The organism is Micromonospora sp. NPDC048907 (genome assembly GCF_055586885.1).
Genome location: NZ_JBVJHI010000011.1, coordinates 126,203 through 141,451 on the forward strand (window position 1 = coordinate 126,203; position 15,249 = coordinate 141,451).

At 75.0% G+C, this 15,249-nt stretch carries 14 protein-coding genes; 5 read left to right on the top strand and 9 right to left on the bottom strand.

Features of this window, described 5'->3' with window-relative positions; genetic code table 11:
• Window positions 1-46 precede the first annotated feature (46 nt).
• On the bottom strand, window positions 47-1,030 hold the full coding sequence (locus tag ACZ6PY_RS28810; RefSeq protein ID WP_466077884.1) for an aldo/keto reductase: 984 nt from the start codon (window positions 1,028-1,030) through the stop codon (window positions 47-49).
• 63 nt (window positions 1,031-1,093) lie between these two features.
• The gene (locus ACZ6PY_RS28815; RefSeq protein WP_466077887.1) at window positions 1,094-1,843 is read right to left on the bottom strand and encodes an SDR family oxidoreductase; all 750 of its coding nucleotides are present in this window, start codon (window positions 1,841-1,843) and stop codon (window positions 1,094-1,096) included.
• 102 nt (window positions 1,844-1,945) lie between these two features.
• On the opposite strand from ACZ6PY_RS28815, the gene ACZ6PY_RS28820 reads away from it, so the two are divergent.
• Window positions 1,946-2,782: a helix-turn-helix transcriptional regulator gene (locus tag ACZ6PY_RS28820; protein ID WP_466077889.1), complete on the top strand. Its 837-nt coding sequence runs from the start codon at window positions 1,946-1,948 to the stop codon at window positions 2,780-2,782.
• 46 nt (window positions 2,783-2,828) lie between these two features.
• Here ACZ6PY_RS28820 and ACZ6PY_RS28825 read toward each other — a convergent pair whose 3' ends face one another.
• Complete coding sequence (locus tag ACZ6PY_RS28825; RefSeq protein ID WP_466077892.1) at window positions 2,829-3,683, bottom strand: aldo/keto reductase; 855 nt, start codon at window positions 3,681-3,683, stop codon at window positions 2,829-2,831.
• Between the two features lie 141 nt (window positions 3,684-3,824).
• A complete protein-coding gene (locus ACZ6PY_RS28830; RefSeq protein ID WP_466077895.1) occupies window positions 3,825-4,811 on the bottom strand; it encodes a LysR family transcriptional regulator in 987 nt (328 codons plus the stop codon).
• A 48-nt stretch (window positions 4,812-4,859) separates the two neighbouring features.
• On the opposite strand from ACZ6PY_RS28830, the gene ACZ6PY_RS28835 reads away from it, so the two are divergent.
• Together ACZ6PY_RS28835 and ACZ6PY_RS28840 are read left to right on the top strand one after the other, a co-directional pair.
• On the top strand, window positions 4,860-5,741 hold the full coding sequence (locus ACZ6PY_RS28835) for a serine hydrolase (protein ID WP_466077898.1): 882 nt from the start codon (window positions 4,860-4,862) through the stop codon (window positions 5,739-5,741).
• A 154-nt stretch (window positions 5,742-5,895) separates the two neighbouring features.
• The gene (locus tag ACZ6PY_RS28840) at window positions 5,896-6,885 is read left to right on the top strand and encodes an MBL fold metallo-hydrolase (protein WP_466077901.1); all 990 of its coding nucleotides are present in this window, start codon (window positions 5,896-5,898) and stop codon (window positions 6,883-6,885) included.
• Between the two features lie 45 nt (window positions 6,886-6,930).
• Here the strand turns inward: ACZ6PY_RS28840 and ACZ6PY_RS28845 are convergent, their stop codons facing one another.
• Complete coding sequence (locus ACZ6PY_RS28845; RefSeq protein WP_466077904.1) at window positions 6,931-7,470, bottom strand: DUF1697 domain-containing protein; 540 nt, start codon at window positions 7,468-7,470, stop codon at window positions 6,931-6,933.
• A 367-nt stretch (window positions 7,471-7,837) separates the two neighbouring features.
• On the opposite strand from ACZ6PY_RS28845, the gene ACZ6PY_RS28850 reads away from it, so the two are divergent.
• Window positions 7,838-9,961 (top strand): hypothetical protein, encoded by a 2,124-nt coding sequence (locus ACZ6PY_RS28850; protein ID WP_466078033.1) that lies wholly within the window; start codon window positions 7,838-7,840, stop codon window positions 9,959-9,961.
• Window positions 9,962-10,138: 177 nt separating this feature from the next.
• Window positions 10,139-12,166 carry a helix-turn-helix transcriptional regulator gene (locus ACZ6PY_RS28855; RefSeq protein ID WP_466077907.1) on the top strand — a complete coding sequence of 676 codons (2,028 nt, stop codon included), beginning with the start codon at window positions 10,139-10,141 and terminating at the stop codon, window positions 12,164-12,166.
• Here ACZ6PY_RS28855 and ACZ6PY_RS28860 read toward each other — a convergent pair.
• The 4 genes from ACZ6PY_RS28860 to ACZ6PY_RS28875 all read right to left on the bottom strand — a co-directional run bounded on the left by ACZ6PY_RS28860 (window position 12,105) and on the right by ACZ6PY_RS28875 (window position 15,249).
• Window positions 12,105-13,244, bottom strand: a complete 1,140-nt coding sequence (locus tag ACZ6PY_RS28860; protein WP_466077909.1) for an oxalate decarboxylase family bicupin — start codon at window positions 13,242-13,244, stop codon at window positions 12,105-12,107. The two genes, ACZ6PY_RS28855 and ACZ6PY_RS28860, sit on opposite strands and share 62 nt — an antisense overlap.
• 119 nt (window positions 13,245-13,363) lie before the next feature.
• Complete coding sequence (locus ACZ6PY_RS28865) at window positions 13,364-13,858, bottom strand: hypothetical protein (RefSeq protein ID WP_466077912.1); 495 nt, start codon at window positions 13,856-13,858, stop codon at window positions 13,364-13,366.
• A gap of 71 nt (window positions 13,859-13,929) precedes the next feature.
• On the bottom strand, window positions 13,930-14,493 hold the full coding sequence (locus ACZ6PY_RS28870; protein ID WP_466077915.1) for an SOUL family heme-binding protein: 564 nt from the start codon (window positions 14,491-14,493) through the stop codon (window positions 13,930-13,932).
• Between the two features lie 36 nt (window positions 14,494-14,529).
• On the bottom strand, window positions 14,530-15,249 hold the full coding sequence (locus ACZ6PY_RS28875; protein ID WP_466077918.1) for a YqeB family protein: 720 nt from the start codon (window positions 15,247-15,249) through the stop codon (window positions 14,530-14,532).

Below are 15,249 nucleotides of genomic sequence, written 5' to 3' on the forward strand. Positions count from 1 at the left end.
CGCACCCTGGCCGGGCGTGCCTCGGCACGCCCGGCCAGGGCCGCCGTCAGCGGGCGGTGTCCAGGCGGTTCCGCTGCTCCGGGGTCAGCTCCAGGTCGACCGCCGCGAGGCTCTCCTCCAGCTGCGCCACCGACGAGAACCCGACCAGCGGGATCGCCGGCACATCCCCGCCCAGCAACCAGGCGAGCACCACCTGGTTGACCGTCGCCCCGATCTCGTCGGCGACCGCGCGCAGCGCCGCGAGCCGGGCCGGGGTGCTCGGCAGGGCGTACCCCTCGGCGAGCCGTTCCGGCTTCGCGTAGGCGCCCTTGAGCAGCGGCGAGTACGCCACCAGGGTGAGCTGGGGCTCCGCCCGCAGGTAGCTGGCCAGGTCCGGGCCGACCCAGCCGACGTCACCGTCGGGATCCAGGTCGCTCGGCAGGTCCAGCCGCGGGGGCAGGTAGCTGCGGTGGTACTGGAGCACCTCGTACCCGGGCAGGCCGGCCGCGGCGGCGAGCGAGCGGGCCCGCTCCACCCGCCAGGCGCGGTGGTTGCTGGCGCCGAGCAGCCCGACCGTGCCCTCGGCCACCAGCTCCGCGAAGCCCTGGACCGTCTCCTCCAGCGGCACGGACCGGTCCTCGATGTGCGCGTAGAGCAGGTCGAGCTTCTCCACCCCGAGCCGTTCCCGGCTGCGCTCGGCCGACTCGCGGATCACCTTGGCGGACAGGCCCTCGGCGTTGTCCAGGTAACTGGTGCCCGGGGCGAGGGGGCGGGCGCCGAGCTTGGTGGCGATGACCACCTCGCCGCCGATCCCGCGGCTGCGCCGCCAGCGGCCGAGCAGCTCCTCGCTCTCCCCGCCCTGGCCCCCGTTCTGCCAGAACGCGTAGTTGTCCGAGGTGTCGATGAACGTGCCGCCGGCCTCGACGTACCGGTCGAGGATCGCGTACGAGGTGGCCTCGTCGGTGGCGGTGCCGAAGAGCATCGCGCCGAGGCTGAGCACGCTGACCTCGCGCCGGGTGGCCGGGTCGGTGCCGATGGTGCGGTAACGCATGGGTTCCTCCCCGTCAGAACGGTGCCATCACCCTCCACCTTCGAGTGCGCGCGAAGTCAAACCTCACCAGGGGAGCACCCCGTAGCCGCCGCCGGCGTCCATCTGGTAGCCCCAGAGCAGGCCGCTCGGCCCGTCCGCCGGCAGGGTGGCCAGGTGCACGCTCACCTCGGCGCCCTCCTCCGGGGTGCGGAAGCCGCTGTGGTGGTTGAGGTCGGTGGCGCAGTAGCCGGGGTTGGCGGCGTTCACCTTGATCGGGGTGTCCCGCAGCTCCTTGGCGTACATGGCGGTGACCATGTTCAGCGCGGTCTTCGAGGACGGGTAGGGGATCGAGGTCAGCGCGAACAGGGCGCCCTCCGGGTCGGTCATCACCGCGATCGAGCCGACCTCGCTGGAGACGTTGACGATCCGCGCGGCCGGCGCCCGGCGCAGCAGCGGCAGCAGCGCGTTGGTCACCGCGACCACGCCGAACACGTTCGTCTCGTACACCTCGCGCAGCGAGTCGAGGGTGGTCTCGCTGGGCAGCCCGGCGCCGTCGGCGCGGATGATGCCGGCGTTGTTGACAAGCACGTCCAGTCGGCCGTACTCCCGCTCGACCAGCTCGGCCGCGGCGGCGACCGACGCCGCGTCGGTGACCTCCAGCGGCACGGAGCGGGCGTCCGCCCCCTCGGCCCGCAGCTTGTCCGCGGCCTCCCGGCCCCGCGTGGCGTCGCGCGCACCGACCAGCACGGTCATCCCGCGCGCGCCGAGCTGCCGGGCGGTGGCCAGCCCGATTCCCTTGTTGGCCCCGGTGACCAGGGCGATCGTCGTCGTCATGCGGTCGAGGCTGCCGCCGGGCGCCCGGTGGCGGGAGAGGCCCGCCGAGGCTGGTACCGGCGGTACCAGCCTCGGGAGCCGGCCGTGCGGCAGGCTGGGGGCATGAGCACACTGCGCCGCGACGAGCTGGCGGGGTTCCTGCGCACCCGCCGCGCCCGGTTGCGCCCCGCCGAGGTCGGCCTCCCCGAGGGGGTACGCCGCCGCACGCCGGGCCTGCGCCGCCAGGAGGTGGCCCAGCTCGCCGGGATGTCCATCGACTACTACATCCGGCTGGAGCAGGGGCGCGGGCCGCACCCGTCCCGGCAGGTGCTGTCCGCGCTGGCCCGGGCGCTGCTGCTCAGCCGGGACGAGCGGGCGTACCTGTTCCGGGTCGCCGGGGAGAGCCCGCCGGACGCGGTCGGCCCGGCCCGGGAGGTGCCGGCCGGGCTGCGGCACCTGCTCGACGCCATGACGGAGACGCCCGCCTACCTGGTCGACGCCGCATACGAGGTGCTGGCCTGGAACCGGCTGGCCGCCTGGTTCGTCGGGGACCTGTCGACGGTGCCGGCCGGCGAGCGGAGCATGGTCCGCTGGATGTTCGGCGCGACGGTGCCCGAGTCGCACTGGGCCGACCCGGAGGTGCTGCGCTTCGCCCGGACCACCGTGGCCGACCTGCGGGCCGCGTACGGCCGCTACCCGGCCGACCCGGCCCTGGCCGGGCTGGTGACCGAGCTGCTCGGGCTCTCCCCGCGGTTCGCCGCGCTCTGGGCCGAGCACGAGGTGGGGGAGCGGCGCCCGACGGTGAAGCGGGTCGCCCACCCGGAGCTGGGGCCGCTGGAGTTCGAGTGCCGGGTGCTGCACGTGCCGGAGACCGACCAGCGGCTGATCGTCTACGTCCCCGAGCCGGGGTCGCCGACGCAGTCCGCGTTCCGCCGGGCCGCCGAGCGGGTCGGCTCCTGAGCCCGCGACCGGGGCCGGTGGCCCGGCCCCGGGTCGCGGTGGCGACTCAGTCCGGGATGTAGTCGAAGGTGTCCGGGTCCGGCCCCTGCCGGCCCGCCTCGCCCCGGTTCAGGCCGTTGATCCGGTCCACGGTCGCGCCGTCCAACTCGAAGTCGAAGATCCGGAAGTTCTCCTCGATCCGGCTCGGCGTGGTCGACTTCGGGAAGACGATGTCGCCGCGCTGCACGTGCCAGCGCAGCACCACCTGGGCCGGGGTCCGCCCGACCTCCTCGGCGATGTCGACGACGGTCGGGTCGTCCAGCACCTTGCCCTGCGCGATCGGCGACCACGCCTCGGTGAGGATGTTGTGGGCCCTGCCGTAGGCGCGCACGTCCTCGTTGCCGAAGTAGGGGTGTACCTCGATCTGGTTCACCGCGGGTGTGATCTCCGCCTCGGCGGCCAGCCGCTCCAGGTGGGCCACCTGAAAGTTGGAGACGCCGATCGACCGGACCCGGCCGTCGCGCTGCAGCTCCTCCAGCACACGCCAGGTCGCCACGAAGTCGCCGTCGTAGCGGGTCGGCAGCGGCCAGTGGATCAGGAACAGGTCCAGGTAGTCGAACTTCAGCTCGGCGAGGGTCGACTCGAACGCCTTGCGGGCGTCGTCCGGGCGGTGGAAGGCGTTGCTCAGCTTGCTGGTGACGAAGACCTCGCTGCGGTCCAGCCCGGAGGTGCGCACGGCCTGCCCGACCTCGGCCTCGTTGCCGTACATCTCGGCCGTGTCGATGTGCCGGTAGCCGACCTCCAGGGCCGTGCTGACGGCCCGCACGGTGTCCTTCGGCTCGATCTGGAAGACCCCGAAGCCGAGCTGCGGGATGGTGTTGCCGTCGTTGAGTGAGATGTCGGGAACGCTGTTCGGGGCCATGAAGCTTCATCTCCGATCGTCCGGGGTGCCCGGGGGAACGCTTCCACGCGCGGCGCCGGGCCTTGCCACCAGGCTTCTCTACCCGCTGGGCCCGGCTCGTCACGGCGGCCGTCGGGGTGATCTGCGCCGCCATCGGCCAGTTCACCCCGTCTGCGGCTGCTCACCGGGGTCCTGACCGGCCTCGAACAGCACCGGCCAGGGCCGGGCGGCCGAGGCGAGCGCCGCGGTCGCCGGTGGCGGCTCCGCGGCGGCCAGCACCTCGGCCGCGAGCTGCCCGAACATCGGGGCGGCGGGGTGCCCGGCCCGCGCCGGCCAGGCCGCCGAGGTCCGCTTGACCAGCGGCGCGTCGACCAGCGGCCGCCAGGCGATCCGCGGCTCGCGGCGGGCCACCGGCTCCGGTTCCAGGGCGACCGCGCCACCGGCCAGCAGCAGCCCGAACAGGAACTCCGGGTTGCGGGCGGGCCGGACCCGGGCCGGCGCGAAGCCGTGCCGGCGGCAGACCGCCAGCAGGTGCCCGTGCCAGCCGGGCGCGGTGGCCGGCGGCGCGGTGATCAGGTCCAGGCCGGCCAGGTCGGCCAGCCGCACCTCGCGGGCCCGGGCCGCCGGAGCGGCCCGGGGCAGCAGCACCCCGACCGGCGCGTCCACGGCGGGGCCGAAGCGCAGCCCGGCCTCCTCCACCGGGTGGTGCAGCAGGCCCACGTCGAGCCGCCCCTCGGCCAGCATCCGCCGCTGCTCGGCGCTGGTCAGCTCGTGCAGGTCCAGGTCGAGTCCGGGGGCCCGCGCGGCGAGCCCGTCGAGCAGCGCGCGCAGCGTCACGGCCGGGGTCTCCGGGGGTACGCCGGCGCGCAGCACGCCGAGCGCGCCCCGGCGGACCTGGTCGACCAGGTTGCGCAGCCGGCGCTCCCCGGCGAGCAGCTCGTCGGCCTCGCCGAGCAGGAGCTGGCCAGCCGTGGTGAGCCGGACCTGGCGCTGCGACCGGTCGAAGAGGGTGGCGCCCAGCTCGCGTTCCAGCCGCTGGATCGACTGGCTCAGCGGCGGCTGCGCCATGCCCAGCACCTCGGCCGCCCGCCCGAAGTGCAGCTCCCGGGCCACCACCACGAAGTGCCGCAGGTGTCGCAGCAGGTCCACGACGGGCACCCTACGCCCGCCCCGGTCGCCGCTGGTTAGCGTGTCGGGGTGAGCGGGGAGCGGATCGAGGAGATCTTCGGGCGGGCCGGGATCAGCGGCTGCCTGCACGTCGAGGACGTCGACGTGCCGGGGCGGGAGGTGGCGCTGCGGGCGGACGAGCAGGTGGTCATCGCCTCCGTGTTCAAGATCCTGCTGGTGCTGGAGTTCGCCCGGCAGGCCGTCGCCGGCCAGCTCGACCCGGTCGAGCGGGTGCTGGTCGGCGCGGCCGACCGGCTCGGCGGCTGGGGCGTGGCCGGCTGCGCCGACGACGTCGAGGTGTCCCTGCGCGACCTGGCCTACTTCGCCATGTCGGTGAGCGACAACACCGCCGCCGACCTGCTGCTGCGCCGGGTCGGCCCGGACGTCCTGCCGATGCTCGCCGCCGAGCTGGGCCTGCCGCGTACCCGGATCGTCGGCGGCCCCCGGCAGCTGGTCGAGACGATGCTCGCCGACGTGGGGGCCCGCACCGAGGCCGACTTCGCCCGGATCTTCCCCACCCTGCCGCCGGAACGGGTCCGGGCCATGCGGGTCTTCGACCCGGAGCACACCACCTCCAGCACGGCCCGGGAGCTGACCCGGCTGCTCGGCCTCGTCTGGCGGGACGAGGCGGGGCCGCCGGCCGCCTGCGCGATGGTCCGCGAGCTGATGGCCCGGCAGCTCTTCTGGACCCGGCTCGCCGCCGGCTTCCCGCCCGGCGTCCGGGTCGCCGGGAAGACCGGCACCCTGCCCGGCCTGCACCTGGAGGCCGGGGTCGTCGAGTATCCCGACGGCGGCCGGTACGCGGTCGCGGTCCTCGCCCGCACCGAGCGGCTCAGCACCCGCCGGATCGACGTGGACCTGGCCATGGGCGAGGCCGCCCGGGCCGCCGTCGAGGCGTTGCGCGCCGGCTGAATATCCGGCCGGGGCCGGTCCGCGCCGACGGCCGCGACCTGGTCCGATATCCGAACGCGTATCGCACCTTCCGCCGGACGATCTTGGACACCGCCCGGCGGCCGGTGGTGGGGTGGACGGACCGATCAACCTGTCCCGCCGGGGAGGACGCCTCATGCTCGACACACGCCCCTACGACCGCCGCCGCTTCCTGCGCGATGCCGCCGTCGGCACCGCCGCCGTGTCCACCGCTGGCCTGGTCGCCGGCGCATCCGCCGCGCCGGCGCAGGCCGCCACGGCCGCCCCGGTCGCCGCCGCCGGGACCCGGCGCTCCGGCGCGGTCAGCTTCCGCTGGTGGGGTACCTCCGGCTGGCGGATCGACATCGGCGACCGCACGGTGCTTGTCGACCCGTACCTGAGCCGCTACGACACCGGCCTGTTCACGGGCGCGTTCAACGAGAACACCCCGCTGAAGGTGGACGCCGCCGTCGTCGACCGGCTGGTGGACCGGGCCGAGAACATCCTGGTCACGCACACCCACTGGGACCACTTCAACGACGTCCCGCACATCGCCGGGCGGACGGGCGCGCGGGTCGTCGGCACGCTGACCGCCTACCACCTCGGGCTGGCGTACGGGCTGCCGAGCGGGCAGCTCGCGCCGGTCCGGGGCGGCGAGGTGCTCGACTTCGGCGCGTACACGGTCGAGGTGGTCAGCTCGCTGCACAGCCGCAACGGCGCCTGGTCGATGGCCTTCCCGGGGGTGCGGGTCAGCCGGCCGCCGAAACCGGAGACGATCTCCGAGCTGCCCGAGGGGGACACCCTGGCGTACCAGATCCGCGTCGACGGCGGCCCGTCGGTGTTCTTCATGGGGGCCAGCGATTTCGCCGAGCGCAACCTGGTCGGCCTGGCTCCCGACGTGGCGATGGTGGCCTCCGCCGCGACCACCGCCACGGCCGACTACGTGCCCCGGCTGATGGCCGCCCTCGATTATCCGAAGGTCGTGGTGCCGGTGCACTGGGACAACTTCGAGACGCCGCTGACCAACCCGCCGACGGTGGCGCCGAACGACCGCAAGCGCCTCGACGACCTGATCGCCGCGGTGCGGAAGGTGTCGCCGCGCAGCCGCGTGCTGGTGCCGGAGTACCACACGGCGTACCACTTCTGAGGATCGGTCGCGGAGGGGCCGGGCCACGGGGGCCGGTCCCTCCGCTCAGCCGGCGGTCAGGTCGCGCAGGGCCAGCACCGACTTCCAGTTCCGGGTGGTCGCCACCACGCCCAGCTTCTTCTCCAGGTGGGCGTTGGTGAACTTCGTCCGCCCGTAGCCACCGTCGGGGAAGTGCAGGTGCACCTCGCGCCCGTCGACCGTGAACTCCAGGTTCTCCCCGGCCGGCGCCGCCAGCTCCTTGACCCTGGCCGGACTCGGCGCGGCCGAGAGGAAGGCCACCAGCACCCGCGTCGGGTCGTCCTGCTGTCCGGCGTACGGGCTGGCCGCCACGACCGCCGCCAGTTCGTCGCCGCTGCGCACCAGCACCGGCACGCGCAGGTCCAGCTCGTCGGCGAGCTTCCGCGCGATGCCCTCGGCCAGGATCTCGTCCGTCGTGGGCGGACTGCTGAAGACGACGTTGCCGCTCTGCAGGTAGGTCTTGACGTCCTCGTGCCCCAGGTCGCCCACGAGGCGGCGCAGGTCGGCCATGGCGAGCCGCGTGGTGCCGACGTTGACGCCCCGCAGCAGGGCGGCGTAGCGGGTCATGGGGCCTCCTCGCGCCGGCGTCACTCGACGACCAAGCCTAGAGCGTGCCTGGGCCCGAAGACCCGAACGGTGGTGGCTCCGGCCCGGTCGGGACACTGTGGAAGGCCGGGCGGACGCCGGCCCCTCGGCCGATCCGCCGACCCGGATCGGCCGGCCGCTGGCGGGGGTCGCACGTACGGTCAGGCGACTCGCGTTCGTGACGAATTTGTGACCTCCGGCCCCCTCCCCGCCCCCGTCGCAAGTGGTTGCCTGAGAACAAAATTCCCCTGGTCAGCTACCGCTTCGGCGGCACCGACGGGGCAACTGCACACCCGACGGCGGTGGCCGGAGCTGATCACCGCCTCACGGCAGGAGGCACCACGTGCGAATGCGACGACCGAGCCGGATCGCGGCCGCGGTGGCGGGCGTGACAGCGCTCGCCTTCACGGTCTCGGCCCCGGCCCAGGCCAACGACCACGAGAACCTTCCCGGCGAACCGACGATCACGCTGCCGATCAACGACAGCGCGGCGGGCGGCACCTACAACCAGGACTTCACCCGGGTCTACGCCAACACGACACCGGACGGCACCCCGGTCTACATCTACGTCCCGGAGGGCACCCCGCTCGACGGCACCGCGCCGGCCGGCGTGGCCAGCCTCGACCCGCAGTTCGACCACAACCCGGGCGACGCGTTCACCCCCTGCGCCACGGCCACCGCGGCGCAGTTCGCGCTCACCCAGGCGCAGATCGACTACGTCGGCGACAAGCTCGCCGACCAGATCGTCGCCGTGGACGAGGAGCACTTCGGGCCGATGGACGCGGCCGACCCGGACGAGCCGGCCAGCGACTCGCTGGTCATGGTGCTCTACAACATCCAGGACGACGCCTACTACGACTGCGCGCAGACGTCGTACACGGCCGGCTACTTCGCGCCGGACTTCATCGACAGCAACGGCATGAACGTCATCGTGGTCGACGCCCTGGACTGGGCGAACCGGGTCGGGCCGAACGACTCGCCGTGGCGGGACGCCGACCCGGCCAACGACCGCCCGGAGCTGTACGAGGGCACGGTGGCGCACGAGCTGCAGCACCTCCTGCACAACTACAGCGACCCGGGCGAGCTGTCCTGGGTCGACGAGGGCCTGGCGGACTTCGCCATCTTCCTCAACGGCCTGGACGCCGGCGGCTCGCACCTGACCAACCACCAGGTCCTGTACGAGGAGACCTCGCTGACCCGGTGGGGCGGCAGCCTCGCGAACTACGGGGCGGCGTTCACCTACTTCCAGTACCTCTGGGAGCAGGCGGGCGGCAACGGCGACGGCACCTACACCCCGGACAAGCAGTACGACGGCAGGGCCGGTGACCTGCTCATCAAGACGATCTTCGAGGAGCAGGCCGACGGCATGACCGGCGTGCAGAACGCCATCGACTCGTTCAACGCGGCGACGGGCGCGCACCTGCGCAGCGCGGCCGACCTGTTCCGCGACTGGTCGGTGGCGGTCTACCTGGACGACGAGGACTCGCCGATCTACGACATCAAGGCGTTCAACTTCGGCGACCCGGCCGACACCTCGTGGACGATCGACATCGCCGACGACGTCTTCTGGGGTGGCCGGGGCAGCTACCAGGGCGCCACCCCCGAGGCCAAGTGGGCGCGGCTGAAGAACCGCCCGGACACCACCGCCGTGCCGTTCGGCATGTCGGTCGAGCGGTTCCGCAACCCCGGCCCGACCGTATCGGTGGCCTTCGACGGCGACGACGAGACGGTGATCGCGCCGCACACCGGCACGACGCACTGGTACGCCGGCTACGAGAGCCAGGACGACAACATCCTCGACGTGACCACCTCCGGCGCGGTCACCTCGCTGGACTTCTGGAGCTGGCACTTCATCGAGGAGGGCTGGGACTACGGCTTCGTCGAGGCCCTCGTCGGCGGCACCTGGGTGACCGTGCCCCTGCGCGACGACGCCGGTCAGGTCGTCACCACCGACGACGATCCGCACGGCAACAACGAGGAGGGCAACGGCCTGACCGGCACCTCCGGCGGCGAGTACTTCGTCGACGACCCGGTCTACCAGCACCTCACCGCCGACCTGCCGGCCGGCACCACGGACGTGCGGTTCAGCTACTCCACCGACGCCGCGTACATGGACACCGGCTGGTTCGTCGATGACGTCCGGGTCAACGGGGCCGCGGCGAACCTCACCTCCGCGGCGGGCAACTGGATCACCACCGACGGCGTGCAGAACAACAACTGGACGGTCCAGGTGGTCAGCCACTGCGACCTCACGCCGGGCGTCACCTCGGCGGGGGAGACCACCGACGGCGCCGGCAACTGGGTCTACCGGTCCACCGGCGACCAGTTCACCGCCGGCGGCCTGAAGACGAAGTGCGCCAACGGCAACCAGGACGACTTCGCCGTCCTGATCTCCAACCTGCCGACCGGTGACCTCACCTACCTGGACGCGGACTACACGTTCCGGGTGAGGAACACGGGCAACGGCAAGTAGCTCCACCCTCCCGTTCGGGCCCGCGCCGCACCTCGGCGCGGGCCCGACGCCGTCCGGACCGGGTCACCATCCCGAGCGTCTTTCACATGAACACCCTTCACCCGCGCCCGGCTCGTGGTTGATTCGGCGGGACCCGACCCGCCGGCCCGCGGCGGGCCCGCGCCGAGGGGGTGCCGGATGACCGAACCGACGCCGGTGGCGCCGCGCGATGCTCCACCGTCGACCGCCGTCGAGCGGGCGGTGGCCCGGGCCGCCGCGCTCGCGCCCGGACCGTGCCGGCTGCCGCAGCTCGCGCGGCTGACCGGCCGGCCCGAACCGGAGGTCGCCGACGCGGTGGCCGCGCTGACCGCCCGCGGGCTGCTCGCCGACACCGGCGGCGGGCTGACCGCCGGCCGGCTGCTCCGCGAGCAGGCCGACGCCCTGCCGCCGTCCCTCCTGGGCCACCTGCACCGGAGGGCGGCCGAGGTGCTGGCCGGCGCCGATCCGGGCCGCGCCGTCGGGCACCTGCTGGCGGCGGTCCGCGCCACCGGCGAGGTCGATCCCGGGCGGGTCGACCGGCTCGTCGCCGACGCCGCGGTCGACCCGTCCGCCGGGGCGGACCTGCTGCTCGCCGTGCTCCCCGGCGCCGACGCCGGGACGCGGACCCGGTGGCTGCTCACGGCGGGCGACCTGCTCGTCCTGGCCGGGCGCGGCGACGAGGCCGCCGACCTGCTCGCCGCCGAACTCGCCGCCGACCGCGCCGGCGCGCCGGACCGCGGGCTGCTGCTCGGCCGGCTCGGGTCCTGGCAGGCCGGCCGCCGGCCCTCGGTCGCGCTCGACCAGCTCGACCGGGCCCGCCGCCTGGCCGGACCCGAACACCACGCCTGGCTCGCCGCCACGGCGGCCGGCGTGGCCGCCCGGGCCGGTCACCCGCGCGCCGACGCCCTGCTCCGCGAGGCCGGCCGGGCGCAGGCGGCGCACCCGTCCGCCCGGGCCGGCGTACGGCTGGCGCTCGCCCGGGCCGCGCGGGCGCTCGCCCTCGGCGCGGTGCCCGGTGCCCGCCACGTGCTGGCCGGCGTGGACCCGGGCCGGCCGGCCCTGCGCGCCGAGGCCGCCGCCGTCCGCGCCGAGCGGATCGCCGTGCGGCTCGCCCTCGGCGAGTACCCGGACGCGGCCACCGCGATCCGGGCGGCGCACGACGACCTGCCCGCCTCCGGCACCCCGGCCGTGCTCGCGCTGTCCTGCCTGCGGATGCTGGGCGTGGGGGAGCTGCCGGAGGCCGGGGCGCAGGCCCGGCTGGCGCTGGACCGGCCACCCGGCCCGCTGACCGACGAGACCCGCGCCGCCCTGCTCTCGGTCGTCGTCGAGGTCGCGTACCGGCTCGGCCGGCCGGCGGCGGCCCGGGCCGTGCTCGACCGGGAGCTGCCCGAGCACCCCTGGCCCGACCGGATGCCGTGGGCGCTGCTGCGCTGTGCCGCGGCCGCCGACCCCGAGCCGCTACGCCATCCCGGGCTGATCCGGGCCGCCGCCGCCGACGCGGCCCGGTCGGTACGCCCGCTGCTGCTGGTCGCCCAGCACGGTCCCCGGCTGGTCCGCGCCCTGCTGCTGCTCGGCGACGCCAACCGGGCGCGGGCCGTCGCCGACCGCCTCGCGGCGGTGGCCGAGCGGACCCCCGTACCCCTCTGGCAGGGGCTGGCCGGGCACGCCGACGCGCTGGTCCGCCGGGACCCGTCGGCGCTGCGGGCGGCCGTGCGGGCGCTGCGGGCCACCGGTGCCGGCCCGGCGCTGGCCGACGCGCTGCTGGACCTCGCCCGCTCGCCCCGGGTGCGGCTGGCCGAGGCCCGGCCCGCCGCGCAGGAGGCCGCCGCCCGGTACGGGCGCCTCGGCGCGACCGGCGACCAGGAGCGGGCCGAGCGGTGGGACCGTCGGCTCGCCGCGACCCGCCGCCGCCCGGCGCCCGGCCCGCCCGGGCACGGGCTCGCGGCGCTGACCGCCCGGGAGGCCGGCATCGCCGAACTGCTCGCGGCCGGCGCCACGAAACAGCAGGTGGCGGGCCGGTTGTACCTGTCCTTCCACACCGTCGACACGCACCTGCGCGCCATCTACGCCAAGCTCGGCATCCGCAACCGGGTGCAGCTCGCCCGGCTGTGGGACGCGCGGCCGGTCAGCGCACCACCGGCCGCTTCTCCCTCGGCAGCGCCTCGATCATCCCGCGGGGCAGGTTGATGGTGTCGGCGATCACCTCGGCCGGCATGTTGGCCATCCACTGGGCCAGCGAGATGTCCTCGAACCGGGGCTTGCGGAACATCTCCAGGAACACCAGCGGCTCGTCGCCCAGGTTCTCGATCCAGTGGCCGTAGGCGAACGGCACGTAGCCGACGTCACCGGCCTGGAAGTCGAAGGTGCGGGCGACGCCGGAGCTGGCGAACACCCCCATCCGGCCGCGCCCGGAGATCCAGTACTGCCACTCGTCGTCGGTCGGGTGCCAGTGCAGCTCGCGCAGGCCGCCCGGTTCGATCTCCACGAGCGCCGCGCAGATCGCCGTCGACGCCGCGAAGTTGGTGGAGTCCGCGATGCGGACGGTGCCGCCGGCGAAACGCTGCGGGGCCTGGGCGTGCAACCGGTGCTTGAAGGTGCGGGGCACGTCGCCGGTGGGGCTGATCACCCGGTCCTGCTCCAGGGGCGGCGGCACCTCGCCGGGGAAGATGTACTTCTCCTTCTCCGGCAGGTCGGTGAGCTGGTCGACGTTCCAGCCGAAGTTCTTGGCCAGCACGCTCTTCGGGGTACGCGCGAAGAAGTCGCTCATCAGGAAGGTGCTGTTCTCGGAGAAGCTGCCGTCGTCGAAGACCAGCAGGAACTCCACCCCCTCGCCGAGCGCCTGGATGTGGTGCGGGATGCCCTTGGGGAAGAACCACAGGTCGCCCTGCCGCACGTCGTCGAGGAAGTTGCGCCCCTCCTGGTCCACGGCGCCGATGCGGCAGCTGCCGTTGAGCACGTACGCCCACTCGGCCTCCTTGTGCCAGTGCAGCTCCCGGTACGCCCCGGGCTCCAGCGCCATGTCGACGCCGGCCAGTTCGGTGGCGATCGGCAGCTCGCGCTGGGTCACCTCACGGGTCCAGCCGCCCCGCTCGATCCGGGTGTGCGCGTTGGAGAACGAGAACCGGAGGTTGGGCACGGTGCCCGAGTCGGTGGCCGGCGGGGTGAGCAGGTCCGGGTTCTGCCGGTCGACGGCCACGTTGCGCGGGCCGGCGTCCGGCCCGCCCGCGCCCGCGCGTACCGGCTGCGGTACGGGTTGGTCGGTCATGGTGCCCTCCTCGGGTCGGTGGGCGCGGAGATCAGGGGTCTCCGCGGCCGGAACCGATCCTCCGGCGCCGCCCGCCCTCGCCACATGGCGCGATCGCGGGGTCGCTCATCGCACCGGGGTCAGGAGTCGCGGTAGAGCGGCAGGCCGAGGGCGACGCGTACCCGGTCGGCCTGCGTGCCGCCGTCGTGCGCGGCGGCGGCGCGGATCTCCCGCATCAGCACCGCGGCGCTGCCGGCCTCGGCCGCGAGCTGCCAGTGCCGCAGCGCCACCTCGTTCTCCTTGAGCAGCGCGGCGACCGGGGCCTGTGCCTTCGCCGGCCAGACGGTGGCGCGGAGCTGCTCGGCGTGGGCGGCGTTGGTGCTGGCGACCGTCCGCGCCAGGCCCCGCACGGTCCGCCACGGCCGGCCGGCCTTCAGCGCCGCCTCCAGTTCCTCCAGCGCCGTGTTGTACGGCGCCACGACGGCCAGGTACCGGCCCTTCGCCTCCCTGGCGGTGAGCGGGGCGGGCGCGGTCGGCGAGGGGCTCTCCCAGGCCGGCATGACTGTCGTCTCGACGCCGCCGCCGCAGCCGGCGAGCAGCAGCACCAGGACCAGGGCGGCGGACCAGCGGCGCACGGGGTCTCCCATCCGGCAGGCAGCGGGGTCACCGAGTCTAGGGGTGGCCCGGCGGCCGTGCCGGCCGCCGCCTAATCGGCGACCGGGAGCACGACCTCGTTACGCCGCAGGAACCAGGGTCTCCACGGCGGGTCGAAGCGGGCGTACCGGACGGCGCCGGTCGGGCTCAGGCCGGCGGCGGTGACCGCCCGACCGAGCGCGGTGGCCCGCCGCTCGAACGTCCGCGCGGTCCACCGCCCGGAGAACCGCATCGCCGCCGCGAGCTGCGCCGGGATCTCCCGGGTGGTGACCAGCGGGTCCGCCGGCTCGGGCAGCGTGGCCGGGGTGAAGGCCGCCGGCATCACGAACTGCACCAGCCAGCTTCCCGGCCGGTCGCCCTCGATCTGCAGCACGGGGACCGTCATGGCGATCCGCTCCGAGCCGGCCGGCCCCGGCCCGGCGGGGGCGGCCACCGGGAGGGCCCGGCGGGACCTGTTCGCCCCGGAGAGGTACCGGGCCAGCGGCCGGAACGCCGCGCTGCCGGCGGACTCGAACGACCCGGCGACGCGGACTTCGGCGACCAGGTGGGCCGGGTAGCGGCGCAGCTCGAACCCCGGGTGACGGGCCACCACGCGGTACGGCTGCCGCTCGGTCATCGCGCCCTCCCGCCCTCGGTGGTCCCACGGCCGACGCTACCGCCGCGCGCCGTCCCGGTCCGGCGGACCGGGGACCAGCCGCCAGTACTGCCGCTTGCGCTCGTCCCGGACCACCACGCCGAGCCGGGCCAGCTCATCGCGCAGCTCAGCCGCCTCGCCGCCCCGCCCGGCGTCGACCGCCCGCTGCCGGGCCCGCAGCAGCGCGTCCGCCCCGGCCGGCAGCCCCGGCAGGCCCTCGACCCACCGCCGGTACGCCGTCCCGTACGGGTCCTGCTCGACCCAGGGCCAGCCCTGCCCGGTGAACGCCGCGCGCAGCCGTTCCGCGCCCAGGTCGGACGGCTCCCGGGCCAGCTCGCCGCCGCCGGCGTCCAGCAGCACCAGCGCCTTCCCGTCGTGGAACACCCCGGTGACCCCGGATCGGGCCACGTCCCGGCCGTGGCCGTCGCGGTGCAGCCGGACCGACGTGCGCCCGACCGTCACGGTCAGCCGCTCGCGGGTGCCGAGCACCGCGAGCACCAGGCCGGCCAGCGCGACCACCCCCGCCCCCACCGGGTACGACCGCTCCGGCGGCCACCGGTGCAGCAGCGCGAACCAGCCCTGGAAGGGGAACCAGGGCAGGCCGGCCACCCAGCCGGACGCGGCGGTCAGCGCCGCGCCGAGCCCCGCCCCCAGCAGCGGGAACCCGGCCCACATGAGCACCAGCTCGCCGGCGCCGCCGCTGACCACGACGGACTCGCCGGACCCCCGCGCCGCCAC